At 63.0% G+C, this 25425-nt stretch carries 22 protein-coding genes; 7 read left to right on the top strand and 15 right to left on the bottom strand.

The window, feature by feature from the left end:
* Positions 1–52 precede the first annotated feature (52 nt).
* The 9 genes from NKI95_RS00765 to NKI95_RS00725 form a co-directional block, all read right to left on the bottom strand.
* A complete protein-coding gene (locus tag NKI95_RS00765; protein WP_352466802.1) occupies positions 53–1732 on the bottom strand; it encodes a formate--tetrahydrofolate ligase in 1680 nt (559 codons plus the stop codon).
* A gap of 306 nt (positions 1733–2038) precedes the next feature.
* On the bottom strand, positions 2039–3163 hold the full coding sequence (locus NKI95_RS00760; protein ID WP_352713234.1) for a DUF2333 family protein: 1125 nt from the start codon (positions 3161–3163) through the stop codon (positions 2039–2041).
* Positions 3164–3177: 14 nt separating this feature from the next.
* Entirely contained in the window at positions 3178–4476 is a 1299-nt protein-coding gene (locus NKI95_RS00755) for a DUF6638 family protein (protein ID WP_352713232.1), read from the bottom strand.
* Positions 4477–4543: 67 nt separating this feature from the next.
* The gene (locus tag NKI95_RS00750) at positions 4544–4954 is read right to left on the bottom strand and encodes an endonuclease domain-containing protein (RefSeq protein ID WP_352714560.1); all 411 of its coding nucleotides are present in this window, start codon (positions 4952–4954) and stop codon (positions 4544–4546) included.
* A gap of 69 nt (positions 4955–5023) precedes the next feature.
* On the bottom strand, positions 5024–6934 hold the full coding sequence (locus NKI95_RS00745) for an AAA family ATPase (RefSeq protein ID WP_352713230.1): 1911 nt from the start codon (positions 6932–6934) through the stop codon (positions 5024–5026).
* Positions 6935–6958: 24 nt separating this feature from the next.
* Positions 6959–8104: a hypothetical protein gene (locus NKI95_RS00740; protein ID WP_352713228.1), complete on the bottom strand. Its 1146-nt coding sequence runs from the start codon at positions 8102–8104 to the stop codon at positions 6959–6961.
* Positions 8105–8139: 35 nt separating this feature from the next.
* A complete protein-coding gene (locus NKI95_RS00735; RefSeq protein WP_352713225.1) occupies positions 8140–9228 on the bottom strand; it encodes a hypothetical protein in 1089 nt (362 codons plus the stop codon).
* A 215-nt stretch (positions 9229–9443) separates the two neighbouring features.
* Complete coding sequence (locus NKI95_RS00730) at positions 9444–9833, bottom strand: c-type cytochrome (protein WP_352713222.1); 390 nt, start codon at positions 9831–9833, stop codon at positions 9444–9446.
* Between the two features lie 126 nt (positions 9834–9959).
* Positions 9960–10571 (bottom strand): thymidine kinase, encoded by a 612-nt coding sequence (locus NKI95_RS00725; RefSeq protein WP_352713219.1) that lies wholly within the window; start codon positions 10569–10571, stop codon positions 9960–9962.
* A gap of 236 nt (positions 10572–10807) precedes the next feature.
* Here NKI95_RS00725 and NKI95_RS00720 point away from each other — a divergent pair, with 236 nt between their 5' ends.
* From NKI95_RS00720 to choV, 3 genes are all read left to right on the top strand, one after another.
* Positions 10808–11743, top strand: a complete 936-nt coding sequence (locus NKI95_RS00720) for a choline ABC transporter substrate-binding protein (RefSeq protein WP_352713216.1) — start codon at positions 10808–10810, stop codon at positions 11741–11743.
* A gap of 116 nt (positions 11744–11859) precedes the next feature.
* Positions 11860–12714, top strand: a complete 855-nt coding sequence (gene choW / locus NKI95_RS00715; protein WP_352713213.1) for a choline ABC transporter permease subunit — start codon at positions 11860–11862, stop codon at positions 12712–12714.
* Entirely contained in the window at positions 12711–13892 is a 1182-nt protein-coding gene (gene choV, locus NKI95_RS00710) for a choline ABC transporter ATP-binding protein (protein WP_352713211.1), read from the top strand. The genes choW and choV overlap by 4 nt, the downstream gene beginning before the upstream one ends.
* Before the next feature lie 236 nt (positions 13893–14128).
* On the opposite strand, the gene NKI95_RS00705 is transcribed toward choV, so the two are convergent.
* Both NKI95_RS00705 and NKI95_RS00700 read right to left on the bottom strand, forming a co-directional pair.
* The gene (locus NKI95_RS00705) at positions 14129–15538 is read right to left on the bottom strand and encodes an ATP-binding protein (RefSeq protein ID WP_352713208.1); all 1410 of its coding nucleotides are present in this window, start codon (positions 15536–15538) and stop codon (positions 14129–14131) included.
* The gene (locus NKI95_RS00700; RefSeq protein WP_352713206.1) at positions 15535–16251 is read right to left on the bottom strand and encodes a response regulator; all 717 of its coding nucleotides are present in this window, start codon (positions 16249–16251) and stop codon (positions 15535–15537) included. The genes NKI95_RS00705 and NKI95_RS00700 overlap by 4 nt, the downstream gene beginning before the upstream one ends.
* Before the next feature lie 237 nt (positions 16252–16488).
* On the opposite strand from NKI95_RS00700, the gene NKI95_RS00695 reads away from it, so the two are divergent.
* From NKI95_RS00695 to clpS, 3 genes are all read left to right on the top strand, one after another.
* Positions 16489–16833 (top strand): hypothetical protein, encoded by a 345-nt coding sequence (locus tag NKI95_RS00695; RefSeq protein WP_292665026.1) that lies wholly within the window; start codon positions 16489–16491, stop codon positions 16831–16833.
* 45 nt (positions 16834–16878) lie between these two features.
* Positions 16879–17094 (top strand): hypothetical protein, encoded by a 216-nt coding sequence (locus tag NKI95_RS00690; protein WP_352713203.1) that lies wholly within the window; start codon positions 16879–16881, stop codon positions 17092–17094.
* Positions 17095–17350: 256 nt separating this feature from the next.
* Positions 17351–17656 (top strand): ATP-dependent Clp protease adapter ClpS, encoded by a 306-nt coding sequence (clpS, locus tag NKI95_RS00685; protein WP_023679498.1) that lies wholly within the window; start codon positions 17351–17353, stop codon positions 17654–17656.
* Positions 17657–17821: 165 nt separating this feature from the next.
* Here clpS and NKI95_RS00680 read toward each other — a convergent pair whose 3' ends face one another.
* From NKI95_RS00680 to NKI95_RS00665, 4 genes are read right to left on the bottom strand one after another with little or no spacing between them, the layout of a single operon-like run.
* Complete coding sequence (locus tag NKI95_RS00680; RefSeq protein WP_352713201.1) at positions 17822–19909, bottom strand: hypothetical protein; 2088 nt, start codon at positions 19907–19909, stop codon at positions 17822–17824.
* A 3-nt stretch (positions 19910–19912) separates the two neighbouring features.
* Positions 19913–22735, bottom strand: a complete 2823-nt coding sequence (locus NKI95_RS00675) for a DUF4159 domain-containing protein (protein WP_352713198.1) — start codon at positions 22733–22735, stop codon at positions 19913–19915.
* Positions 22732–23646, bottom strand: a complete 915-nt coding sequence (locus NKI95_RS00670; protein ID WP_352466815.1) for a DUF58 domain-containing protein — start codon at positions 23644–23646, stop codon at positions 22732–22734. The genes NKI95_RS00675 and NKI95_RS00670 overlap by 4 nt, the downstream gene beginning before the upstream one ends.
* The gene (locus NKI95_RS00665; protein WP_352713196.1) at positions 23646–24650 is read right to left on the bottom strand and encodes an AAA family ATPase; all 1005 of its coding nucleotides are present in this window, start codon (positions 24648–24650) and stop codon (positions 23646–23648) included. Before NKI95_RS00665 ends, NKI95_RS00670 begins: the two co-directional genes overlap by 1 nt.
* A gap of 145 nt (positions 24651–24795) precedes the next feature.
* Between NKI95_RS00665 and NKI95_RS00660 the strand changes: the two genes are divergently transcribed.
* Positions 24796–25425: a DUF1285 domain-containing protein gene (locus NKI95_RS00660; RefSeq protein WP_352714559.1), complete on the top strand. Its 630-nt coding sequence runs from the start codon at positions 24796–24798 to the stop codon at positions 25423–25425.

The raw sequence follows: 25425 nt of genomic DNA, 5'->3' as shown, positions 1-25425 counted from the left end.
GAAGGGCGCCGCAGCGTTGCGGCGCCCTTTGCCGTTCAAGCTTTGATTATCCCTAGAACAGGCCTTCGATCTGGCCCATTTCGTTCAGGAAAATCTTTTCCGAGGATGGCGCTTTGGGCAGGCCGGGCATGGTCATCACCTCGCCGCAGATGATGACGACGAAGCCGGCGCCGGCAGACAGCCTGACCTCGCGCACCGGCACGGTGTGGCCGGTCGGCGCGCCGCGCAGATTCGGATCGGTGGAGAAGGAATATTGCGTCTTGGCCATGCAGACCGGCAAATGACCGTAGCCGGCGTGCTCCCAGGCGTGGAGTTGGTCGCGCACCGATTTGTCGGCGATCGCTTCTGAACCGCGATAGATGCGCTGGACGATGGTGTTGATCTTCTCGAACAGCGGCATGGCGTCGGGATAGAGCGGGGCAAATTGCGACGCGCCGGATTCGGCCAATGCCACGACTCTTTTGGCCAGTTCCTCGATGCCGGCCGATCCCTGGGCCCAGTGCTTGCACAGGATCGCCTCTTCGCCCATCGAGGCGACGTAGTCCTTCATCGCCTGGATCTCGGCCTCGGTGTCGGAGTAGAAATGGTTGATAGCGACCACGGCCGGCACACCGAACTGGCGGATGTTCTCGATGTGGCGGCCGAGATTCGCACATCCCTTTTTCACCGCCTCGACGTTCTCCTTGCCGAGGTCCTCCTTCTTGACGCCGCCATTCATCTTCATGGCGCGAACCGTGGCGACGATGACTGCCGCTGCCGGCCTAAGGCCGGCCTTGCGGCATTTGATGTCGAAGAACTTTTCGGCACCGAGATCGGCGCCGAAACCGGCTTCGGTGACGACGTAATCGGCAAGCTTCAGCGCCGTCGTGGTGGCAACGACGGAGTTGCAGCCATGCGCGATGTTGGCGAACGGGCCGCCATGGACGAAAGCCGGGTTGTTCTCCAGCGTCTGCACGAGATTGGGCTGCATGGCGTCCTTCAAGAGTACGGCCATTGCACCGTCGGCCTTGAGGTCGCGGGCATAGACGGCCGACTTGTCGCGGCGATAGGCGACGATGATGTCGCCGAGGCGCTTTTCCAGGTCCTTCAGGTCGGTCGACAGGCACAGGATGGCCATGACTTCCGAGGCGACTGTGATGTCGAAACCGGCCTCGCGCGGGAAACCGTTGGCGACGCCGCCGAGCGAACAGATGATCTCGCGCAGCGACCGGTCGTTCATGTCCATGACGCGGCGCCAGACGACGCGGCGGGTATCGATGCCGAGCTCGTTGCCCCAGTAGATGTGGTTGTCGATCAGCGCCGACAGCAGATTGTGAGCGGTGGTGATGGCATGGAAATCGCCGGTGAAGTGGAGATTCATGTCCTCCATCGGCACGACCTGCGCGTAGCCGCCGCCAGCGGCACCGCCCTTGACGCCGAAATTCGGTCCGAGCGAAGCCTCGCGGATGCAGACGATGGCCTTCTTGCCGATGCGGTTGAGGCCGTCGCCCAAGCCCACCGTCGTCGTCGTCTTGCCTTCGCCGGCCGGTGTCGGGTTGATGGCGGTAACGAGGATCAGCTTGCCGTCCTTGTTGCCCTTCACCGACTTGATGAACTCGGCCGAGATCTTCGCCTTGTCGTGGCCGTAGGGCAAAAGATGTTCGCTCGGAATGCCGATCTTCTGGCCGATCTCCTGGATCTGCTTTTTCCTGGCGCCGCGGGCGATCTCGATGTCGGACTTCACTTCGGCCATGACGGCTTCCCTCTGAATTGGACGGATTTGACTAGTGTGGTCGCAAGAATAGCCCGGCATTGCAGGCGCGGGCATGTTCTACCCCTGTCGCTGCCGCCGCGTCAACTTTCATGCAACTATGTTTCCTACGAAGAAAATGCCTCTGCGGCCGGCTGCCCTGCTACAGGTTCTTTTCGCGCCGGTTGCCGCGCCGTATAGAAGCCAGAGCAGGCGCGGTTCCGCCGTCTCAAAACAGCCGCGTAATACGCGAAAAGCGACAGAAGCAACGGCGCAAATTCACCAGCGCCGGCTGTGCGGGACGATCCGCTACTGCGTCAGCACGTTGCTGATCTCGACCATGTTCGAGCGCACCCTGAGTATATAAAACCCCATCGTCGTCAGGTGTGTCGGCAACAGCCAGCCGTCCTCGCGGCCATTGGCGATGATGAAGGGCTGGATGCGCAGCGCCGAGACGAATTGCGCGTCCATCGTATCCCACAGGTTCTGCAGGTGCTTTTCCTTGATGACGTCCTCGAAGTCGGCCTGTGCGCCCTTCATCAGCCCGTAATAGGCATAGAGCTGGCCATAGGCGAACCAGAAGCGGTCGTCGGCGCGAGTGTCGAACCAGCCATTATTGTGGTTTTCGGCACGCTCCTTGAGGATCGCCGAGGTCGAACCGATATCGGACGAAATGCGGTCGATATACTGCTTGAGATTGTCGGCGCGGGCATCGAACGTCGCCTGGCAGGCTGCGAGGCGGGCGTTGAAGGAACGCAGCTTGCGCACTGCGTCGCGATAGTAGCTCGGCGTCGGCGTCTTGGGACCGAACGGGTTCAAGCCGAAGTACCAGGTTTCCTCATCGAACTGCAGATTGCCACGGGCGTCCTGCAAGTCGGCGTCGATCTGCGAGGTGGTGCGGACGCGGCCGAGATTGTCGGCAAGCTCGGTCGCCGTGCGCCGCACCGCCTGGTTGATTCCGCGCTGGAACGAAGCCTTGTTGTCCATGAACGGCGTGTGGTCCCAGTCGATGCCGAACAGGCCGAGCTTGTAAAGGATCATCGACGACACCCAGGCATTCTGGTTGACGTTGAAGTCGGTCAGGTCGGCCGCAACCTGGGCAATGGCTGAATTTCCGCAGGTCTTGGCCGTGTCGGTGCCGGCGCCGGCGGAAACCTGTTCACCGGCGGAGCCGTTGCGTTTTTCGAACGTGTATTTGTCGACGTAATTCGGGTCGAAATTGTTCCACCACTGGGTGGCGTAGAAGAAATTGACATAGAGGCCGATCAGCACGAGCACAGCCAGGCCGAGCACCGCCTTCAGGATCCAGCCGCGTTGCGTGTACCAGCGCCCCGCCCACAGGAACGGCCACAGGATCGCACCGATGATTATGCCGATGCCGCGGCCAATCCACTGGAAAATCCGGGTGAAGAAATTCACGATCGGATCAAGCATGGCGATGTCACCCCTCAGTCAGTCAAGCCGTAGAGGCGTGTGCGAAACGCCACCTTGTCCTTCAGATATGTGGTTTTCAGAACGTCCACAACATGCGATCGCCAGGCGTCGCTGAAGCCTTCATAATCCCTGTAGAAGCCCGGCTTGTTGAAGACGTAACGCGAAACGAAGTCCTGCGGCACGAAGTCCGAGATCAGCTGGTTGGTCAGCCAGGCGTCGGGATGGTCCGGCTTGGCGCGGATGACCAGGAAGCGCTGCTGCGGGAACACGTCCTCGATCTTGAGATGGCCGAGCTGGGCGATCTCGCGCTTGGCGGCGTTGAGGAAGGGAAAATTGCCGTCTCTGGTGATCAGATCGGTATGGCCGTGGATCCAGGTCTGCAGCCAGACCTTGTCGACGTCGGTCAGATTGCGGTCGGGATCGGCGTCGCGGATTAGCGCGCGCACCACCATTTCGGCGCGATGCTCGAGATAACCGGAGGTTTCGATCCATGAGGCGCGCGGCAACTCGATGCGGCCGGTCGAGGCGAGGAACTTGAACACCTTGTCGGCGTCGTGGATCGAAAGGTAGCTCACCTGCCATGGCCGTGAGCGGCGGAAGCCCGGCGCTGCCGGGTCGCTGATCACCGTCGTCACGTCCGGATCGACGAACACATAGAGCCCGCCGAAATGGCTGGTCCAATAGGCATTGTGACGGAAGATCACCTGGTCCGGCACCAGCGCATTCTCGCGGATGTCGCCGCAGATCTTCGCCAGATCGACCATGTGGGCCAGCATGGCGTTGTCGCGCCAGGCATCCGGCTCCTGCTTCAGCCGGTCGACCAGCTTGCCGAGTTCAGCGGCCTTGCCGAGCACATCCTCGGCCGACAGCACCTTGAATTCGACCTGGTTGATCGATAGCAGGTCCTCGATGTCGTCGACCTTGGGAACCGAATCCTCGATCTCGCCGTAGATGACGTCCTTGATCGTCAGCGCATCGATGGCGCGCTGGTTCTTGGACATGAATTCGTACATCAGCAGCGAGGTGTTGGAGAAAGCCGTGTGCACCACCGGCAGGTCTATCTGCGACGGCGTCAGGATGATAAAGCGGCGGTTGACCTCGTTAGGATCGAGGTAGCTGTAGTCGCCGCATTCCTCGGCGACCTGCGGCGAGAAGCCAGTGCGATCGATCTCGAAGCTTTTCAACTTGGTCGGCTTCAAGCCGAACGCGACCATCGCCTTGTTGTAGCGCTGGATCAGGTGCGGCTCGTCGATCGTCAGCAGCCGGCCGTAGATCAGCTCGTTGTCGCGCAGCAGATCGGGCTTCTTGGCCATTATTCCTTCTCCCCGTTTACGGGGAGAAGGTGCCCGAAGGGCGGATGAGGGGCGGCGCAGACGCTCATCATTCTTTTCCTGCAGCTGTCGAAGGCAGAAATTTTGCGTCAACAGCAATCATTTTTTCATCCAGTCGACCGTCAAGGACGGCCACGATCGTGTCCAGCACGCTCTTGCGGCTCGTCAGCACATCGGCGTGCCATATCCTCAGTACCGACCAGCCATTCCGGTTCATCGTCTCGTCCCTGTATCGATCCTGAGATCGGTTTGCGTGCTGGCTTCCATCAACTTCAACGACCAGATTGGCTTCACGGCAGGCGAAGTCAGCAAAATATGGACCGATCGGCAGTTGGCGAATAAATTTATGGCCATTCAACCTTCGTCCGCGCAGTTCGCTCCAAAGCTTGTCTTCGGCGCCGTTTTCGACCTTCCGCAGTTGCCGGGCTCTCGTAACTTTCGGCTCGTTTCCACCACGCACAGCGCTGCCCCTCATCCGCCCTTCGGGCACCTTCTCCCCGTGAACGGGGAGAAGGGAGAAGCGCCAGACTCACGCATTCCACAGCCCCTTTTTCTTCATCTCCTCGATCTCACGCACGGCACGCTCCCGCAGACGGGTGTCACGGATCATCTTGGTCACCGCCGCATCATCGGATTTGTCGGAATAGCGGAATTCGGAATCCGCGTAGCGGTTGATCTCCTGCATGACCATGTCCATCGAGAATGGCCCGCGCAGTTCCTCGATCATCGCTTTCTTGTCGTCGTAACCCTTGTGCATGAAGGCTTCCGGCTTTTCGAACCATTCGTCGGGCAATTCGATGTCCATGGCGCGCATCTTGATGGCATCGGTGACGTTCTTGATGGCGCGGCCGGTAAAGCGCGGCTCGGCATCCTTGATCATATGCAGATAAGCGCCGATGTCGGCCATAGTCTTTGGCGCGCCGTTCTCCTTCATGTAGCGCTCATAGACCTTCATCAACCCGTCTTCCTGTGGCTTCTCATGCTCCTCGTAAGCTTCCATCACCGCGCGCTGGATCTCTTGCGCCGCATACAGCTTGTGGTCGCCGAGCGGGATCTTGTGGTTCTTGCCGGCGAGCAGAACGAAGATGTCGATATAGTCGTCGCGGCTCTGCGGGCCGTCGACCAGCCAGCGCGCGCCGGCGCGCTGGCGCAGCGCGTCGTCGACGTTTTCGGGATAGTTGGAAAACATGCCGAACGAGCAGTTGCCGCGCACCACGGTCGCCGCACCTCCAAACGCGTCCATAAGCACGCCGGTGATTTCCTGCTGGCCGGCGGAGGCACGGTCGTCTGAGCGGCGTGCGGCGACCTGGTCGATATCGTCGATGGTGCCGAAGCCGATGACGCGCGGGTTCAGCACATTGTTGATGAACTGGCGGCAGTTCTGGCCGGACTTGCCCTGGTAGGAGGAGATCTGGTCGACGCCGAAATTCTCGTAGGCGAAGGGATAGCCGGCGACCTGGCAATAACCATTGAGAAGGCCGGCGATCATCTGGATCAAGGTTGTCTTGCCGGTGCCGGGCGCGCCATCGCCGATAAAGGTGAACAGGAAGCCGCCGAGCTCGACGAACGGGTTCAGCTCACGCTCGAAATCGTAGGCCATCAGCATCTTGGCAAGCTTGACCGACTGGTATTTGGCGATGTGGTTGCCGACGACCTCTTCCGGTTTTTTGAAGGTCATCACCAGCGGCTTTGCCCGCTTACCCGGCGCGACGTCGAAACCGTCAAGGGTAAAATCGTCGACGTCGATGCGGATATGCGCGTTATCGAACGGGCCGATGCCGTCGAAGCGGCCCTTTCGCGCCAACAGCCCGTCGATGGCGACGCGGGCAAAGGCGCGGGCGCGGGTCATCAGGTCGGCATCGTCCTTCGAACCTGCTATCGCCCTGTCGAGCCCGGCTACGATCGACTTCACCGCATCCTGTGGCGTGTCGAACAGAAAGTCCGGCTCGGGCGTGTCGTTCGGCGCCTCGCCGTCGCTGTCGATCAGCTGGAACAAATAGGAGGCAAGGCTGAAGGCGGAGATGTAGGCAGAGGCCGACAGCAGCTTCTTGAAGGTGGCAGCTTCATCGCCTTCGAGCGGCGCGCGGGCGTTTTTCGCCTGCAGGCTTTCGAGATCGGAGCCTTCGGCGAAGATATCCGATATGGCCAGCGCTATCGCCAGCCCTCGCCGGGCGCGAAACAACAGCGTGTGCTGCGGGATGGTCAGCAACTGGTCGTCGGAATGGACGGCGGCGACGGTTTTGGCGAGCTCGACCTCGCGCGTGCGGCGCACCGAGCCGACCGAGACGGTCGAGACGAAGCGGCGGTTGGTGCCGGCAAGCGCGGTGCCGGACTCGCGCGACGGGTCCTCCAGCACGACGATGCGGGTGATGAAACTTTGCGCAGTGGCACGGTGCTTTTCAATTGCCGCTTCCGGGATGGTGGTCAGGCCGGTGTCCATGGAGGATGCTCCGCGATTTGACGGTCAGACGTCGCTGATGACCTGCCCTTTGGACAGGATGTGGACCTTGTAGCCCGAAAAGATCTTCTGCGCCTCGCCGGCGGCATAGAGCGCCTGATAGGCCTCGTGCGGGATCAGCGCGTGGTTCTCATAGCTCGACACGCCTTGCCGCGCGGCCTCGAGATCGTCGGTATTGATGAAGAATTCCTGCGTCGTCTTTTCGTTCGAGAACAGCCCCTTGCGGCCTGGCTTTTCGGCCTTGGAAAAGACCTCCTGGATGGTCCAGGTCAGCAGCCAGGCGTTTTCCGGCTTGCGCACCTTGGCCAGCACTTCGCTCACCGTCGAATTGTTGTCGGTAATCCCTGCAGAATAGAACGGGCCGAGCACGACGCGACGCAGTTGCTTGGGATGCAGCGGCTCGAAATCCTTGTCGAGGTTGACCGCGATGGTCGCCGGCGACAGCGCGTAGGCGGAATTCTTCTCGGTGAAATCGTCGAAACGGCGGGCAAGCTCGGGATTGAGCAAGCCGTCGACCGGCAGCGGAATGTCGACCCTCTCATTAAGTTTGCCACTGGAGTCGACAAGCTGCCGGATCATGTCGTCCGAGGAATCCTCGACCGTCACCATATAGACAAGCGGGAGGTTGGCGCTGCCGTCGAAGCAGGCCCAGTGGACCAGATAATAGGGCCGCAACGTCTTCGGATTGACCGACACCTTGACCGTCTGCGCCAGCGTGAACGGGCCGAAGGTGGTCTCGCTCTTGACGTCCTCGAGGTAAAGCCGCTCGGCCATCGACTTCTGCAGCGCTTCGGGGAATTCCTTGTGGCGCAGGATGAAGTCCGCCATTTCCTCGCGCAGCTCGTCGGCCAGCGGGAGATTGGCGAGGCGCGCATCGGCCTGGAGCCGGTCGTTCTCCAACTCGAGCAGGTTCTGGAAGACCGGGAAACCGCTTTCGGCGCGCGAGATGCGGAACGTCTCGGTGAAGCCCAGCCGGTTGCGCCAGCACGAGAACGACTTGTCGAGCCGCGCAATATATTCGGCGACGACCTTGGCGACGATGCCGTGCCGGTAGAGCGGCGAGCGATCGTCGCGCATGAACACTTCGAGGCCGCCAAGTGCCGCCGCGATCGCCGAGAAATACCGCGCCGCGGCTTCGTTTTCGGGGGTCATGTTGCCAGCCCTTGGGAGCAGTGCACGTGCAGCAATTACGACTGAACGTAATTTGCCGAATTGTGCTTCTTCATCACATCGTCGAAGCGGCGGGCGAAGGCATCGTCGGCGAGCTTCTTGCGGCGCTGGATGTCGGCGGTGGCGACCATGTTCTTCTCATGCATTTCAAGCAGATCGCCGATGTGCTTTTGCGAGGCAGCACCGATGCCGGCCATGGTCTCTTCGGCGGTGTTGTCGACCTGGCTGCCCAGCGTGTTGATCTTGTGGGCGACATCCTGCTGGGCGGCGGTCTTCAGCGAATCTTCCAGCGCCTTGTACAGAACGATGCGCTGCTCGGTATCGATGGTCAGCTTGTTGATCAGCGTCGATTGCGCCGCGATCTGGTTGTTGAGCGAATCGACGAAGGTCTGGAACATCGAGGTATAGCGCTCCAGCGTCTGGCTTTCGGCCAGCAATTCCTGCTCCTTGGCCTGCTTCTCGTTGTATTCCGTGGCCAGTTTCGAGCGTTCGCCTTCAAGCTGCGTGCGTTCCTTCTGGCTGGTCGAGGCGGCGATCTTGTTCTCGATGTCGAGCAGCATCGGGTTGAGTTCCTCGATGCGCTTCTGCACGGTCTCGAGATTGGACATGGTGGTCTTGCGGCGCTCGATCACCTGCGACAGGCTGGCCTCGGAAGTCTTGTAACGCGTGTCGAGGACCTGCTTCTGTGCCTTGAGGATGCCGACGATGGTGTCGGATTTCGCCAGCAGCTCCTGCAAATTGCCGGCCAGCGACATGTTGCGGACGCGGTCGGTGCGCATGCGCTGCTTGCGCTGGCTGGAGAAGACGCCGACGAAACTTTCCCAGCCGGTGTAGTTCTTCATGCTCTCGAATTCGGCGCCGAAGACGTTGGTGGCGTCCTCGAGGCCGATGATCAGGTCGGCGATATTGCCTTCCATCACCTTCTGCTGCTTCAGCACATCCTCGATGCGGGCATTCTCGATATCGAAATTGGCGTCGCCGATCTTCTTGTCGGCGGTGGCGAGCGTGTCGAGCACGGTACCGGACTGCTCGATCTTGGTGCGCATGTCCTGCACGACCTGCTTGGTCTTGGCAATCTCGGCATCGAAATTCTGCAATGTCGCCATTGGGGCCTCCCGCTTCGGCATCGGTTTCGTGACGCAAACCGCCGCGAATATATGTGCCGGGTTTGGCGAATGAAAGACGGAAGACATGGGATTACAGGAAAACAAAAGAATTTCAGGAGGCGACCGCAGGATAGTCAAGCCATGATTACGGTGTAACTGCCGTCCGGTCAGACACCGCTTCAACCGCGGCTGGACTTTTTGCTCGGGAGCGACGCTCAGGGCTTGGGATCGGCCTTGAGATAGGCGATGACGTTGGCGATGTCGTCGTCGCTGGTCAGGCCGGAGAAGGCCATTTTGTTGCCGGGGACCTTCTGCCGCGGCGCGCGCAGGTATTCGGCAAGGTTTGCTTCGTCCCAGACCAGGCCGGCAGCGCCCGCGTCCTTCATCCCCTGCGAGTAGCGGCTGAGGTAACTGTCCGCGGTGCCGGCGGTCCGGCCGACGACACCCAGCAGATGCGGGCCGACCTTGTCGCGGTCGCTCGTTGCCTCATGACAGGCCATGCATCTGTTGAAGACCTTCTTGCCGAGAGCAGCATCGCCGTCGGCATGCGCGGCAAGAGTGCCGGTGATGAGGAAAGCAGCGACAGACGAAATGGCTCGAAGCATGGGAAATCCCGACGGCTCTGGCTGAGAGGTTCTGAAATAGGAAGCAAACCTTAACAAGCGCCGCACGATGGCGCGATTGCGGAACGAATGTCGGCCGGGAGGTCGGATGAAAGCAATAGCGCTGGTTCAGGCTTTGGTGAAGCCGATGAAATCGTCGGGCACGGCGCGGCCCATTTCTTCTTCCCAATGGCGGCGGCAGAGTGAGACATAGACGTCCTTGCCGATCGCCACCTGTTCGCCCTGTTTCGCCACCTTACCGTCGGCGCCGAGGCGCACCACCATCGTCGCCTTGCGGCCGCAACGGCAGATGGTGCGCACCTCGCGCAGGTCGTCGGCGATCGCCAGCAGGGCGCGCGAGCCGGAAAACAGCTTGCCCTGAAAATCGGTGCGCAGGCCGTAGCACATGACCGGGATGTTCAGCCGGTCGGCGATGCGGGCGAGTTGCCAGACCTGCTCCTCTTCGAGGAACTGCGCCTCGTCGACGAAGACGCAATGCACCGTGGCGTGGTCGTGATGCTCGGCGACCCGGGCAAACAGATCGTCGCCGTCGCGGAACATCTCGGCTTCCGTCTCCAGGCCGATGCGCGACGAGATCAGCCCGGTATCGCCCTTCCGATAGTGGCCGGCGATGAACAGCATCGTCGTCATGCCGCGCTCGCGGTAATTGTACGAGGCCTGCAACAGCATCGTCGTCTTGCCGGCATTCATCGTCGCATAGTGAAAGTACAGCTTGGCCATGCCGTCCTTTTAAGCCGAGTTGCAACAAAGCGGGGAGGGGGAGCGCCTACATTCCACCGGGAAAAGGCGGCTTCCATCCGGAAAGCGGCGGGCGTGTCGCTGATCGGCCAGCCTGCGCCGTTGTTCGTGATTGCCTTAGTGCTTGAAACCGCAGCAGAATGATGTTTGGCTGACGCGACAAGGCGGAGATAAAACCGTCGCTTCGCTTCACCGAGAAATGAAATGGGAGAATTTTCATGTCGCGTCTGAATTCATTCGTCGCCGGCCTCGGCCTGGCGGCTTTTCTATCCACGAGTGGGGCCTTCGCCGGCGATCCGGAAAGCTGCAAGACGGTGCGTCTGTCCGATGTCGGCTGGACCGACATCCAGGCGACTACCGGCGTCGCCTCGGTTCTGCTCACCGCGCTCGGCTACGAGCCGCAGGTGATCCAGCTTTCCGTGCCGGTGACCTATGCGTCGCTGAAGAACAAAGACCTCGACGTGTTCCTTGGAAACTGGATGCCGTCGATGACCAATGACATCAAGGACTATGCCGCCGAAGGCTCGGTCGAAACCGTCAGCGAAAACCTCAGCGGCGCCGGCTACGGCATTGTCGTTCCGACCTATGTCGCCGATGCCGGTGTCAAGACGCTGACCGATCTCGGCAAGTTCAAGGACAAGTTCGACGGCAAGATCTACGGCATCGAGGCCGGCAATGACGGCAACCGCATCATCCTCGACATGATCAAGGATCCGAAAACCAATCTCGAAGGCTTCGAACTGGTCGAATCTTCCGAGGCCGGCATGCTCACCCAAGCCGAGCAGTCGATGAAGAACAATGAATGGATTGCCTTCCTCGGCTGGACGCCGCATCCGGTGATGGGCGCCATGAAGATCACCTATCTCGACGGTATGGGCGACAGCGGCTTCGGCGCTGCGACTGTGCATACCAACGTACGCAAGGGTTACACAACCGAGTGCCCTAATGTCGGCAAGTTCATCACCAACCTGAAATTCAATCTGGACATGGAAGGCGAGATGATGGACGCGATCCTGAAGGGCGGCGACGCCAATACGGTCGCGACCGACTGGCTGAAGAAGCACCCGGACGCGGTCGCTCCCTGGATCGCCGGCGTAACCACCTTCGACGGCGGCGATGCGGCGGCAGCGGTGAAAACAGCGCTCGGAAGCTGACCTGACCGCTTGCACGACAAGACGAGGGGCAGCCACGGTAGAAATGGCTGCCCTTTTTCATATCCTGTGACAAGATGACCGTCCGGCAAGGACGGCGCCGGCAGAAGAGGGGCTAGATGGATCCGATCTCCAAATTCCTGGTCAGCTACAAGATTCCCATAGGGGCGTGGGGGAAGGCGTTTTTCGGCTTTCTCACCGATAATTTCGACACCGTCTTCAGGGCTTTTTCCAACAGCCTCAATTTCCTGCTCGACGGCATCGTCGACGGGCTGCTGCTGCTGCCGCCGGTTCTGCTGATCGCGCTGATCGCTTTGCTCGCCTATTTCCTGCAGCGCTCGAAAGGCCTGGCCCTGGCGGTGTTCATCGGTTTGCTGTTCATCCTCAACCAGAATCTGTGGAAGCAGACAGTGGAGACGCTGGTGCTGGTGGTTGCCGCCGCCGCCGTGTCGATGGCCAACGGCGTGCCGCTCGGCATCTGGGCCGCGCACAAGCCGAAGATCTATCGCGTCATGCTGCCGGTACTTGACCTGATGCAGACGCTGCCGACCTTCGTCTACCTGATCCCGGTGCTGACCCTGTTCGGCCTCGGCAACGCGCCCGGCCTGATCGTCACCATCATCTTCGTCATCCCGACCTCGGTCCGGCTCACCCATCTCGGCGTCACGTCGGTGCCGAAATCGATCGTCGAGGCGGGCGAAGCTTTCGGCGCCACCAAGCGCCAGCTGCTGTGGAAGGTCGAGCTGCCTTCGGCACTGCCGACCATCATGGCTGGGCTGACCCAGTCGATCATGCTGTCGCTGTCGATGGTGGTGTTCGCCGCCCTTATCGGCGCCGGCGGGCTCGGTACAGAAATCAACCGGGCGCTCGGTTCGCGCAGGATCGACCTCGGGCTTGAGGCAGGGTTGGCCATCGTCGTGCTCGCCATCGTGCTCGACCGAATGACGCGCATCGGCGTGGGAGGCAAGAAATGACCGTCGCCGTCGATTTCAGAAATGTCGACATCGTCTTCGGCGCCGACCAGGCAGGCTCGCTGGCGCTGATCGACAGCGGCGCCACCCGCGCCGAGATCCTCGAACAGACGGGCAATGTGCTGGGCTGCGCCGGCGCCAGCCTCACCGTGAACGAAGGCGAGATCTCGGTGCTGATGGGGCTTTCCGGCTCGGGCAAATCGACGCTGCTCAGAGCCGTCAACCGGCTGAACGTCGTCTCGCGCGGTCAGGTGCTGGTCAAGGACGGCGACGGTACGGTCGACGTCGTCACCTGCGACGAGGCGACGCTTCGGCGGCTGCGGCAGAAACAGGTGGCAATGGTGTTCCAGCAGTTCGGCCTGCTGCCGTGGCGCACGGTGGAGGAGAATGTCGGCCTCGGCCTCGAACTCGCCGGGGTACCCGAAGCCGAGCGCAAGGAGCGGGTGAACAGGCAGCTGAGGCTGGTCCATCTCGACCAGTGGTCGAAGAAATACGCGCATGAGCTTTCCGGCGGCATGCAGCAGCGCGTCGGCCTGGCGCGCGCCTTTGCCACCGAGGCGCCGATCCTGCTGATGGACGAGCCGTTCTCGGCGCTCGATCCGCTGATCCGGACCAAGCTGCAGGACGAGTTGCTGCAGCTCCAGGCCGAGCTGAAGAAGACCATTATCTTCGTCAGCCACGACCTCGAGGAGGCGCTGAAGATCGGCACCCACATCACCATCATGGAGGGCGGGCGTATCGTGCAGACCGGCGCGCCGGAAGACATCGTGCTGCGGCCTGCCAACGACTATGTCCGCGACTTCATCGCCAATGTGAATCCGCTTTCGGTGCTGACCGCCTGGAATGTCATGCGCGACCGCCGCGACCTCGAGCATGGCGAGGACGGCTGGGTGTGGCTCGACCGGCGCAAGACGACGCGTTTCAAGATCGACGAACACGGGCTGGTGGCGGCGGCGGAGCGCGACGGCAAGCCGGCGGTGTGGGTGTCCTGCGCCGATGTCGAGGCCCAGCCGGAAGAGACGGCGCAGGTGTTCTGGGCCAACCCCGGCACCTCGCTGAAGACCGTGATGCTGGCCATGCATCGGTCGCAGACCGCACCGGTGGCTCTGTTCGACGACCAGTCGCGCTTCGTCGGCGCCATCGGCGTCAGGGATGTGCTGAGCGCGGTGCTGCGAAGGTAGTTTTTCCTTGGGAAGAGAACCAAGACCAAACGCCGAGTTCTGTCGCGCCCCCCTCCGTCCTGCCGGACATCTCCCCCACTTGGAGGGAGATCGACGGTTTCGCGGACGGCTCTCACACTCCAACGTTTGTAGTTGGCGAAAATCGGCGACGACAGCCAATCTCCCCACCTGTGGGGGAGATGTCCGGCAGGACAGAGGGGGCGCGAAGGAACGCCGGCTTAGCCCGATACCGCAAGCTAAACCGCGAGCGGCAGGCGCAACTCCGTCATCAGGCCGCCATCGGGATGGTTGGACAGGCTGACTTCGCCGCCGGCGCTGCGGGCGATGTTGCGGGCGATGGTCAGGCCAAGACCGAGACCGCCGGTCTGGCGGTTGCGCGACTGTTCCAGACGCACGAACGAGCCGAACACGGCGTCGAGCTCGGCTTGCGGTATGCCCGGCCCTTCGTCATGGATCGCCAGCATGATTGTCTTGCCTGATTGACGCAGGCTGAGATGCGCCTTCTTGCCGTAGGTCACCGCGTTCTGGACGAGGTTGGTGACGCAGCGCCGGAGCGCGACCGGGCGCGCTATGCAGATCAGGCCGCGCGAGCGCGCTTCCTCATTGTCGAAGGAGACCTCGTCGAAGCCGTCGGCGATCGATTCGACCAGCGACCAGAAATCGATCCTCTCGCTCTTCTCCTCGGTCACCTCGAAAGTGGCGAAGTCGATGACCGAGCTGGCAATGCCTTCGATGTCGGCGAGGTCGTGCGCCAGTGCGGCGCGCACGGTGGAATTCCTGAGCAATTCGAGGCGCAGCCGCATCCTGGTCAGCGGCGTGCGCAGGTCGTGCGCCAGTGCGGCCGCAAGATGCTCACGGTCCTCGACATAGGCGCGCAGCCTCGCCTGCATGGCATTGACCGCCTTTGCCGCGGTGCGCACCTCGCGGCTGCCGCTCTCGGCGATCGGCGGGCTCTTCAGGTCCTCGCCGATCCGCTTCACCGCGGTCTCCATCATCCGGTAGGGCGCCGTCAGCCGCCGCAGCGACCAGATCGAGCTCGCCACCACCAGCCCGGCGATCAAGGCATAAAGCGGCAGGCTCTCGAAGCTCAGTATCGGCCCGGCCGGTGTGTTCGGTTCGGTGAAGTTCAGCCATTGGCCGTCGGCAAAGCGAAGCGAGGCCGTCAGCTTGTCGCTCTGGGCGAAATCGGCCGCCAGCACCAGCAGGTCGCGCTCGACCTGGCCGATATCGGGACCGGCGACCGTCCCACCGGGAGCGTCGGCTTCGTGCGTTGCAGGGTCGCGGCGGACCCGGGCGTCGGTGATGCCGAACTTGGATAGCCGACCGACTAATATATCTTCCAATTCGGCCAGTTCGTCATCGCCAGCTATTGACGAAGTAACGGCGGGCGTGCCGGAGACGGTGAGCGCGTAAGTGGCGTTGAAAAGGCCGGACGCCGTCGCCTTGCGCTGTTCGGGGGTGGCGTCATGCATCAGCTGTACCAGCGAGAAGGCGCGGTCGTTGAGCCGGTAGAGATCGACGACGTCATTGGCGGCGGCACGGTCGCGCGAAACGATGTAGAGGGTCGCGATCTGGCTGATCAGCAGGCCGGCGATGACGATGAGCAGCACCCAGGCCGGCAGCGTTTGCGGCAGAATGCGTCTCATTCGGAGGTCGTCTCAGGCAGGAACTGGTAGCCGCCGCTGCGCACGGTCAGGATCAGTTTCGGCGTTTTCGGGTCGTCTTCCATCTTGCGCCGCAGCCGGCTGACCAGAATGTCGACGCTGCGGTCGAAGCTGTAGCCGCTGTCGCCGCCGGACAGCTCGATGAGCTGCTCGCGGCTCAGCACGCGCTGCGCGCTCTTGACGAAGGTCTGCAGCAGGTTGAATTCGGCCATCGTCAGCTCGATCCTGACGTCGCCGGGCGCCATCAGCCGGCGGCGCGAACAGTCCATCGTCCAGCCTGCGAAATGGTAGATCTGCCGCGAGGCGGTGCGTCGCGGTTCGGCGGCGCCATTGCGTCTCAAGACGGCACGGATGCGTGCGAGCAGCTCGCGCGGATCGAAGGGTTTCGGCACGTAGTCGTCGGCGCCCATCTCCAGGCCAACGACGCGGTCGGTAGTTTCGGTAACCGCGGTCAGCATGATGATCGGTGTCGAATAATTGGCGCGCAACTCGCGGCAGAGCTCCAGCCCGCTCTTGCCGGGCAGCATGACGTCCAGGACGATCAGGTCGACCTGGGCGCGGCGCAGTACGGTCTCCATCTCGGTGCCGTCGGCGGCGACCGATGTATGCAGCCCTCGCTTCTGGAAAAATTCCTGAAGCAGGTCGCGAATGCCCTTGTCGTCGTCGACGATCAGTATGTGGGGGTCGGATTTCACAGGGAACCTGTCATTTGTGGATCGCCCAAGCCGTGCTTCGCCCGTCAGCCAGACGATAGAATTCAGGCCATAAGTTGGCCAGTGGAGATCGGCGGCTCGATCCGGGCTGCCCAGAAACAATCCAGAAACAAAATTCTACAATCCGGAAAAACTACCGAAAAAAATCAAAGGCATAAGTGGTGCCGTGGCGGTCAGGTCATCGGCTGCGACACGCGTTACGGGATTACGGACAGACCAATGCAAAGGTTCTCGATCAGTCTGATGGGTGCGTTGCTTTCCATTTCGCTCGTCACGGCCGCGGTTGAACAAGCCGATGCAAAACTGGCCGATGCGAAGGTGGCCAATGCAAAGGCGGCCGATGCAAAGGTGGCGACCACCCGCAGCGAGCGTTGCATCGATCTGAACCGCCAGTTTGACGAAGCCCTCGAAACCCATGCCGCGGCAACGCAGGTCACCGCGGCGAAAGCACTTCAAAGAAAGGGAAACCGGTTCTGCGCCAACAAGAAACAGGCGCAGGGAATCCGGATGCTCGCGAACGCTTTGAAGCTGCTTGGAGTGACACCGATCGATCCCGTTCAGTGACACTCAATCCGATCTGCACAAATCTGCACAAAAGGAAGTGAAGCCATGAAAAAGTCCCTGCTCTCCGCCCTCGGTCTCGCTATCGCGCTGGCCTTCTCGATGCCGGTTCTCGGTGCCAGCAGCGCCAATGCCGCGACCACCACCCCGGCTGCGACGACAACGACGACCGCTGCGCCGGCCAAGGCCGTGAAGAAGGTCGCTGCCAAGAAGACCGTCAAGAAGCACAAGAAGCACGCGGTCAAGGCAGCTCCGAAGGCCTGATCAAGCGACATCTTTCTACCCTATGAGAAGACCGCTCCAGTTGCGATTTGCCTGGAGCGGTCGTCTTTTTGTTGCGTGCAGACAATAGGGTCAGTCCCGGCCCACACCCTCCGTTGAACGCCAGACGGCAGTTCCCACATAGGCACGGACTTTTGAACTGCGCCCGCCGGGAAGCCGATCGCGCGCGGTTGAATGGACGACCGCTTTTGCCCATGTCAAAATGACCGCAAAGCTGTCGTACGCAATTGCCGGTCCAATGCCTGAAATCACCACAAAACCCCGTACCAGCACGAAGCCGAAGGTCGAACGGCCGAAGCTCTACAAGGTCATCCTGGTCAATGACGATTTCACGCCGCGCGAGTTCGTCGTGACGGTGCTGAAGGCCGAGTTCAAGCTCAGTGAAGACCAGGCGCATAGGATAATGATCACCGCGCACCGGCGCGGCGTCTGCGTCGTCGCCGTCTTCACCAGGGATGTCGCCGAGACCAAGGCGGCGCGGGCAACCGATGCCGGCAAGGCCAAGGGCTACCCGTTGATGTTCACGACGGAGCCGGAGGAGTAGAGCTCCTCCCTCGCCCCGTTTACGGGGAGAGGGAGGCGAGGCCCGGCTTGCCGGACGGAGCAGGGTGAGGGGCAGCGCAATGTCTGAAGAAAGTTTCACAGCGCCGGCGCCGCCCTCATCCGCCTGCCGGCACCTTCTCCCCGTATAGAGACGGGGAGAAGGGAACTACCGCCCTTCGCGGTACCACATCGAGCCCATCGCCAGAAGCAGCAGGCCGAGGCCGAGGAAGCCGCCGAACAGCGGCACGCGCGAGACGGCCTTGAGCACGCTGTCGTCGGTGGTGCGCAGGCCGATCCAGTCATTACCGGAAGCCGCGCCCGAGGAACGGACTGGGACGACGGAGGGCAGCGTGACCGTGCTGGTGAGATTGCCAAGTGCCGAGGCAGGCGCCAGCCGGCGAACGCTGCCGCCGGTTGCCTCAGCCGGTGGTTTCAGCCGGTTTTCGGTGGAGACGACGTCGGTGAATTCCGGCGCGTTGACCGGCCCGACATGGGCCAATGCCGTCAGGTCGCCATTGCCGACCTGATAGAGACCGATTTCGCTGGTCTCGACGCTGCCGAGGAAGACGCCTGGCTCGGACTTCTCAAGCCTGACGATCAGTGCCTTGCCGGACGGCGTGATGACTTGCGCCGGGCCGGGATCGTCACTCATCGTCTGGCGGCGGATCTCCAGCACCATGCCGCGGCCGTCGGCGGTCAGCCGCTCCTCCTCGAGTTCGGGCTCCTTCATGAGCCAGTGGGCGATGCGCCGGTAGAGTTGGACATGCGGCCCGCCGCCCTCGAAGCCGCGCGCCCACAGCCAGCCCTGGTCGGACAGAAGCATGCCGACGCGGCCTTCGCCCTTGCGGTCGAGCAGCAGCAGCGGCCGGTTGTCGGCGCCCTTCATCACCACCTCGCCCTCGGGGTTCTCGACGCCGATGGTGCGGAACCAGCGGCTCCAGTGCGGCGGCTCGGTCGCCGAGCCATCAAGCCCGCGCGTTACTGGATGACGCTGGCCGGTATCGGTGAGGCGCGGATAGAAGGCCTTGTCGATGACCTCGCCGGTCGGCATTGCCGGCAGCGCCGACATCAGCGGCGTGCGGGCGATCGAGCTTTCGCCGGCGTATTCGGGGCCGGCCGCGATTAGCAGCGCGCCGCCTTTTTCGACATATTCGGAGATGTAGTCGTAATAGAGGATCGGCAGCACGTCGCGGTGCTGATAGCGGTCGAAGATGATCAGGTCGAAATCCTTGATCTTCTCGACGAACAACTCGCGCGTCGGGAAGGCGATCAGCGACAATTCGTTGATCGGCGTACCGTCCTGCTTTTCCGGTGGGCGCAGGATGGTGAAGTGCACGAGGTCGACCGAAGCGTCGGATTTCAGCAAATTGCGCCAGGTGCGCTCGCCTGCATGCGGTTCGCCGGAAACAAGCAGCACGCGCAGATTTTCGCGGATGCCGTCGATCAGCGCGATGGCGCGGTTGTTGGTGTCGGTGAGTTCGCCCGGCTCGTGGTTGATGGCGAGTTCGACGATGTTGCGCCCGGCGTTGGGAATGGTCACCTGCAGCGGCATCGCCTGGCCGATGTTGGCGTGCTCGACCGATACCTGCTCGCCGTTGACCGATACGCGGACGTCGACCGGGCCGGTTTCGTTGTTGGTGGCAATGACGCGATAGGTCATGTCGAGCGGCTTGCCGACGAGGCCGAAACGCGGCGCATTCTCGAAGCGGATGCGGCGGTCTTTTTCATGGTCGTTGCCGGTAATCAGCGCATGCAGCGGGGCATTGAAGTCGGGCGCGCCGGGTGGCGCGTCATGGACCTCGCCATCGGTAATCATGATGGCGCCGCCAATGCGCGATGGCGGCACGTCGCGGAAAGCATTTTCGAGCGAGGAAAACAACCGCGTCTCGGTGCGCTCGTCGGCGGCTTCGGACTTGCCGGCTTCGACGACACGGACGTCGAACTGCTTGAAGCGGCCTAGACGCTGCTGAAGACCGGCCAACGCCGCGTCGGTCTGCTTGGTGCGGTCGCCGATATCCTGGCTCTGACTGCGGTCGACGACGACGGCGACGATGCTTTTCAGCGGCTCGCGTTCTTCGTCGAGGAACACCGGATTGAGCAGCGCCGCAGCCAGAGCAATCAGGGCTGCCAGGCGGAAGACCGCGCCGCGCTGGCGAAACCAAAGGCCGACTAGCGCCAGCAGCAGCAGCAGCACCACAACCGCTGCGAGCAGCGGCCAGGTGGTGAGCGGTTCGAAGGCGAGCGACCAGTTCATGGTCTATTGCCCCAGCCGTTCGAGCAGCACCGGGACGTGCACCTGGTCGGATTTGTAGTTGCCGGTCAGCATGTACATCATGATGTTGACGCCGGCGCGCAGCGCATAGATGCGCTGCATCGGATCCGACGGCACGGTCGGCAATAGCGGGTCGCCATTCTCGTCGACGGCCCAAGCGCCGGCGAAATCATTGGCGGTGATCATGATTGGCGAAACGCCGTCGCCGGTGCGCACCGGGCGGTTCTCGGTGTTGCTGGCTTCAAGCGATGCCTCGACCCAAAGCGGGCTGCCGGCAAAACGGCCGGGAAACTCCGGAAGGATGTAGAAGGATTTGGTCAGCACGTGGTCCGACGGCACCGGTTCCAGCGGTGGCACGTTGAGGTTGCCGAGGATGTCGCGCAGCCGCTCCGTCGCCGGGCTGGTCGAATCCGCACCAATGCCATTGGCGAACTGGTCGCGGGTGTCGAACAAGACGGTTCCGCCCTGCTGCATATAGGCGTCGACGCGGGCGATGGCGGCCTCGCTCGGCATCGGGGCCGAGGGATCGATCGGCCAGTAGATCAGCGGATAGAAGGACAGTTCGTCCTTCGAGATGTCGACGCCGGCCGGTGCTCCGGGTTCGAGCGCGGTTTTTTCGATGAGGAATCGGGTCAGGCCTTCGAGCCCGGCGCGGCTGATCGAATCGATACCCGGCTCGCCGGTCAGCACATAGGCGATCCGGGTCTTTGAAATGTCCCCGATCGCCTCCGTATCTCCCGGTTTGGCGTCGTCGGCACGCGCGACGTCCGCGTGGCCAATCAAGGCGCCGAGCGCAATCAGCAGGACGGCTGCCGTCGCCGCAGCGCCGGCACGGCGCGGCCGGCGCGACAACAGGCCGCCCATCCAGAATACGGCAAGCGTGTCGAGCACCATCAGCACCAGGGCCGCCGTGACCAGCGGACCTTTGAGGTTGCGCTGCTCGCCGAAGGCATACTGGATGGTGGTGACCGGCACGGTGATTTCAGGCCGGGCCAGCGGCGTGAATGCGCTGTCGCCAACGAGCAGATTGTGAGCGAACACTCCCGTCTCGGAGCCGTAGAGGCCGGGCGGGTTTTCCAGCGTCACCGGCTGCGGGCCGGCGCCGGGCACCAGCGGCCTGGCATCCGGCGTCGGCGGCACCAGCGTGCCGTCGGCGGAGATCATGCGATAGGGTGCCAGCGACGTCGCGGCGGCCTCGGCATTGGCGACCGCCGCGCCCTGGTTGCGCGACAGTTGCACGATGCGCCGCAGCATCTCGACGAAGCTGCCGGAGATCGGCAGGTTGGACCACGTCGCCTCGGGGGTGACGTGGAACAGCACGAGGGTGCCCTTGTCCTTCTTCATCCCGGTCACCAGCGGCGTACCGTCGGCAAGCGTGGCCCAGGTGCGCTCGACGATGTCGGGCGTCGGTTCGGCCAGCACCTGCCTGGTGACGGTGACCTCGGTGGGCGGCGCGAGGTCGGCGAAGGGGCCGGTTTTCGGGAATTCAGTGACCGGCTGCGGTGCCGTCCATGACAGCGCGCCGCCAAGCGATCGCTCGCCGGTACGCAGCCGGACCGGCAGCAGATCGTCGTCATTGCCGGCAGCCGCCAGCCGCGAACCGGCAAAACGCACCAGCGTGCCGCCCTTGTCGACCCAGTCGACCAGCCTTCGCCGTGCCTGTTCCGGAATGGTGCCGACATCGGCCATGACGATCATCGCCGGTTTCTGGTCGAGCAGTTGCGGGATGGCATCGGCGAGATCGACGCTCGACGGCTCGACGAGATCGGCGAAAGGCTGCAGGGCGCGGCGGATGTAGTAGAGCGGCGACAGCAGCGGTTGCGCCTGGTCGGCCTCGGCCTGCGACAGCAGCCCGACGCGGCGGCGTTTTGAGCTCTCATCGAGCACGCGGACGGCACCGGCCTGGCGCTCGCCATCGAGCGCGATGTAGGCGAAGTCGTTACGCAGTTCGAACGGGACCGCCATCGTGCTGGTGGCGGTGGTTCCGCCCGGGGCGAAGGTCAGCGTCGCGTCGGCGATGCGGCGGCCCTTGTCGTCGAAGGCGCCGGCCGTCACCTGTGCAGGTGCCGGATCGCCCGGTGCGCGGATAGCGGTCAGGGCGAAGCCGTCGACCTGGTTGTCGGCGCCGGTCAGGCCGGTCAGCGACAGCCGGTCGGAGACGGCCCAGACGACGCGTGCCGCATTCTTCGACAACAGCGTGTTGAAGGCGGCTTCGTCGCCTTGCGCCGCCAAGCCATCGGCGAGCACTGCGACGCTGGCGCCCGGCAGCGACTCCAAGGCTGACGCGACGCGGGCGTAGACGGCGGGGCGGTCGGTCGGGATCGGCCGCGGCTTTGCCGCGCGCAGCCGGTCGAGCGCGGCAGCGGCATCGAAGGGACCGATCTCGGCATTCGGCTTCTCGGCAGTGAAAGCGATGAGCACCGGCACGCCGTTCGAATTGGCATCGGCGATCAGCCGCTCGGCGGTGGCGACGCGCTTGCCCCAGTCGGCGGCACTTGCCCAGTCATTGTCGATCACCAGCGCCAAGGCGGCGCCCTCGGCCGGCAGCTTTTCGCGCGGGTTGAAGACGGGTTCGGCAAGTGCTGCCACGATAAGCGCGGCCATCAGCAGCCTGAGCAGCGTCAGCCACCAAGGGCTCTGCTGCGGCGTTTCTTCGCGCCTCAGCACACGGGCGAGAATCCTGAGCGGCGGAAACACTTCGGTTTGCGGCCTGGGCGGGGTCAGGCGCAGAAGCCACCAGATCACCGGCAGCGCCAGCAGGCCCCACAGCACCATCGGCTCCCCGAAAGAGAGAGGCAGCCAACTCATGCGCGGGCCCTCCCGGCAAAGCTGCCCTCGGCGGTCATCGCCATATGGATGCGCACCAGCGCCTCGGAGGCAAGGCGATCGGTATGATTGACGGTAAAGCTCCAGCCAAGCCGTTTGCACCAGGCGGCCAGTTCCTGGCGGCGGGCGGCATAAAGTAGGCGATATTCCTCGCCCAGCATTTCGGCGCGGCCGGCGGTCAGCTTGTCGCCGGTCTCAGGATCGGTGAATTCGGTGCGCCCGGCATAGGGGAAGCTTTCCTCGGCCGGATCGGCGACCTCGATCAGATGTGCGCGCACGCCGTGGCGGGCGAGCACGTCCAGCCAGGCCATGGTGTCCTCGACCGGGTCGAGGAAATCGCTGACGAGGACGATGTCGCAGAAGCGGCGAATGCCGGACAGGTCGGGCTTTGCCGGCAGGTCGGCGGCGTGCATCAGTTGCGCCGCGATGCGCTCGGCCCCATTGCGGGCGGTGAACGGGTCGGTCAGGCCCGGCCAGGCAATGCGCTCGCCGCTGCGCGACAAAAGCTCGGCCATGGCCAGCGCCAGCACCAGGGCGCGCGATTCCTTGGAAACGCTGGCTCCGGTCGATTTGTAGAGCATGGAGGGCGAGGGGTCGGCCCACAGCCACACCGTATGGGCGGCCTCCCATTCACGGTCGCGGACATAGGTGTGGTCGTCGCGAGCGGAACGGCGCCAGTCGATGCGCGAGGAATCGCCTTCGACATAGGGCCGGAACTGCCAGAAATTCTCGCCGATGCCGCGCTTGCGGCGGCCATGCCAGCCGGCAATTACCGTGTTGACGATGCGGCGCGCCTCGACCAGCAGGTCCGGCACCAACGAAGCCCGCAACCGGCCTCTGGCGAGCGCATCGCGCGTCGCTGCCGGTGCCTGCGCTTCACCGATGCGCGCCATCAAATCCCTTTCGCGAGCTTCGCCACAATATCGCGAACCGTGGTGCCCTCGGCGCGGGCGGCGAAGGTCAGCGCCATGCGGTGCTGCAGCACCGGCTCGGCCAGCGCGCGGACGTCGTCGACCGACGGCGCCAACCGGCCGTCATAGAGGGCGCGGGCGCGGGCGCACAGCGTCAGCGCCTGACTGGCGCGCGGGCCTGGGCCCCAGGCGACGTGCTTGTCGGTATCGGCGTTGCCCTGGCCGGGGCGCGCCGAACGCACCAGCTTGAGGATCGCCTCGACGACGCTTTCAGGCACCGGCATGCGGCGGATGAGCGTCTGGATGTCCTTCAGCCGCGCCGGCTGCAGCACGTTTTCAGCCTTGGCATCCTCGATACCGGTGGTTTCCAGCAGGATGCGGCGCTCCGCCTCGATCTCGGGGTAGAGGATGTCGACCTGCATCAGGAAGCGGTCGAGCTGCGCTTCCGGCAGCGGATAGGTGCCTTCCTGCTCCAGCGGGTTCTGCGTCGCCAGAACGTGGAACGGTGACGGGAGGTCATGGCGCACGCCGGCAATGGTGACGTGGTATTCCTGCATCGACTGCAGCAGCGCCGACTGGGTACGGGGCGAGGCGCGGTTGATCTCGTCGGCCATCAGCAGTTGCGCAAAGATCGGCCCGGAAATGAAGCGGAACGAACGCTTGCCGAATTCATCTTGCTCCATCACTTCTGAGCCGAGAATGTCGGATGGCATCAGGTCGGGCGTGAACTGGATGCGGCGCGAATCGAGGCCGAGCACGATGCCCAGCGTTTCGACCAGCTTGGTCTTGGCGAGGCCGGGCACGCCGACCAGCAGTGCATGGCCGCCGGCCAGCAATGCAACCAGCGTGCGCTCGACGACATTTTCTTGGCCGAAGATGACCCGGCCGACGCCGTCGCGGATTCTCGAAATGTCGGCCAGCGCCTTCTCGGCCTGTGCCACCATGTCCTTTTCGCTGATCGGGCTTTCCTTGATCATAACGCTCATGCAGCATCGATCCTTCTGGTTGGAAATACCGCTTGGCACCTTGGGTGCCGCAGAATGCCGCGATTCGGCCTCGCATGGCGCCTGCAATGAACTTAAATCACAGACTTAGGCTGACAAGCGGAACAACAGTGACTATTTCGTGACCATGACAGAAGCCGCCGACCATCGTGAAGAGAGCCTGACGGCCGCGACCGAGGCGCGCGGGCTGGAGGCGCTGGTCTCGCGCGCGACGCGCGCCGGCAAGGGGCAGGCGCCGGTGGAACGCTGGAATCCGGCATTTTGCGGCGATCTCGACATGGAAATCAAGCAGGACGGCACCTGGTTCTATCTGGGAACGCCGATCGGCCGGATGCCGCTGGTGCAGCTTTTTTCCTCGGTGCTGCGCAAGGACGAGGACGGTAGGACCTACCTGGTAACGCCGGTAGAAAAGGTCGGGATCCGCGTCGCCGACGCGCCCTTCATTGCCGTCGAGATGGACGTGTCCGGCGCCGGCGACGGACAAATCATCACCTTTCGCACCAATGTCGGCGATGTGGTCGAGGCTGGGGCGGAGCATCCGCTGCGCTTCGTCGATGAGGATGAGACAGGTGGCCTGAAGCCCTACGTGCTGGTGCGCGGGCGGCTGGAGGCGCTGGTGGCGCGGCCGGTGATGTACGAGCTGGTCGAGCACGGCGAAGAGATCGACATCGGCGGCAAGACGATGTTTGCCGTCCGTTCCAAAGGCGAGGTCTATCCAATCATGCCGGCTGAGAAACTGAAACGGCTGAGCGCATGA

Origin of the sequence: Mesorhizobium sp. M0306 (genome assembly GCF_040321655.1) — a bacterium.
Taxonomy (GTDB): domain Bacteria; phylum Pseudomonadota; class Alphaproteobacteria; order Rhizobiales; family Rhizobiaceae; genus Mesorhizobium.
This window is presented reverse-complemented; position numbering and strand designations above follow the sequence as displayed.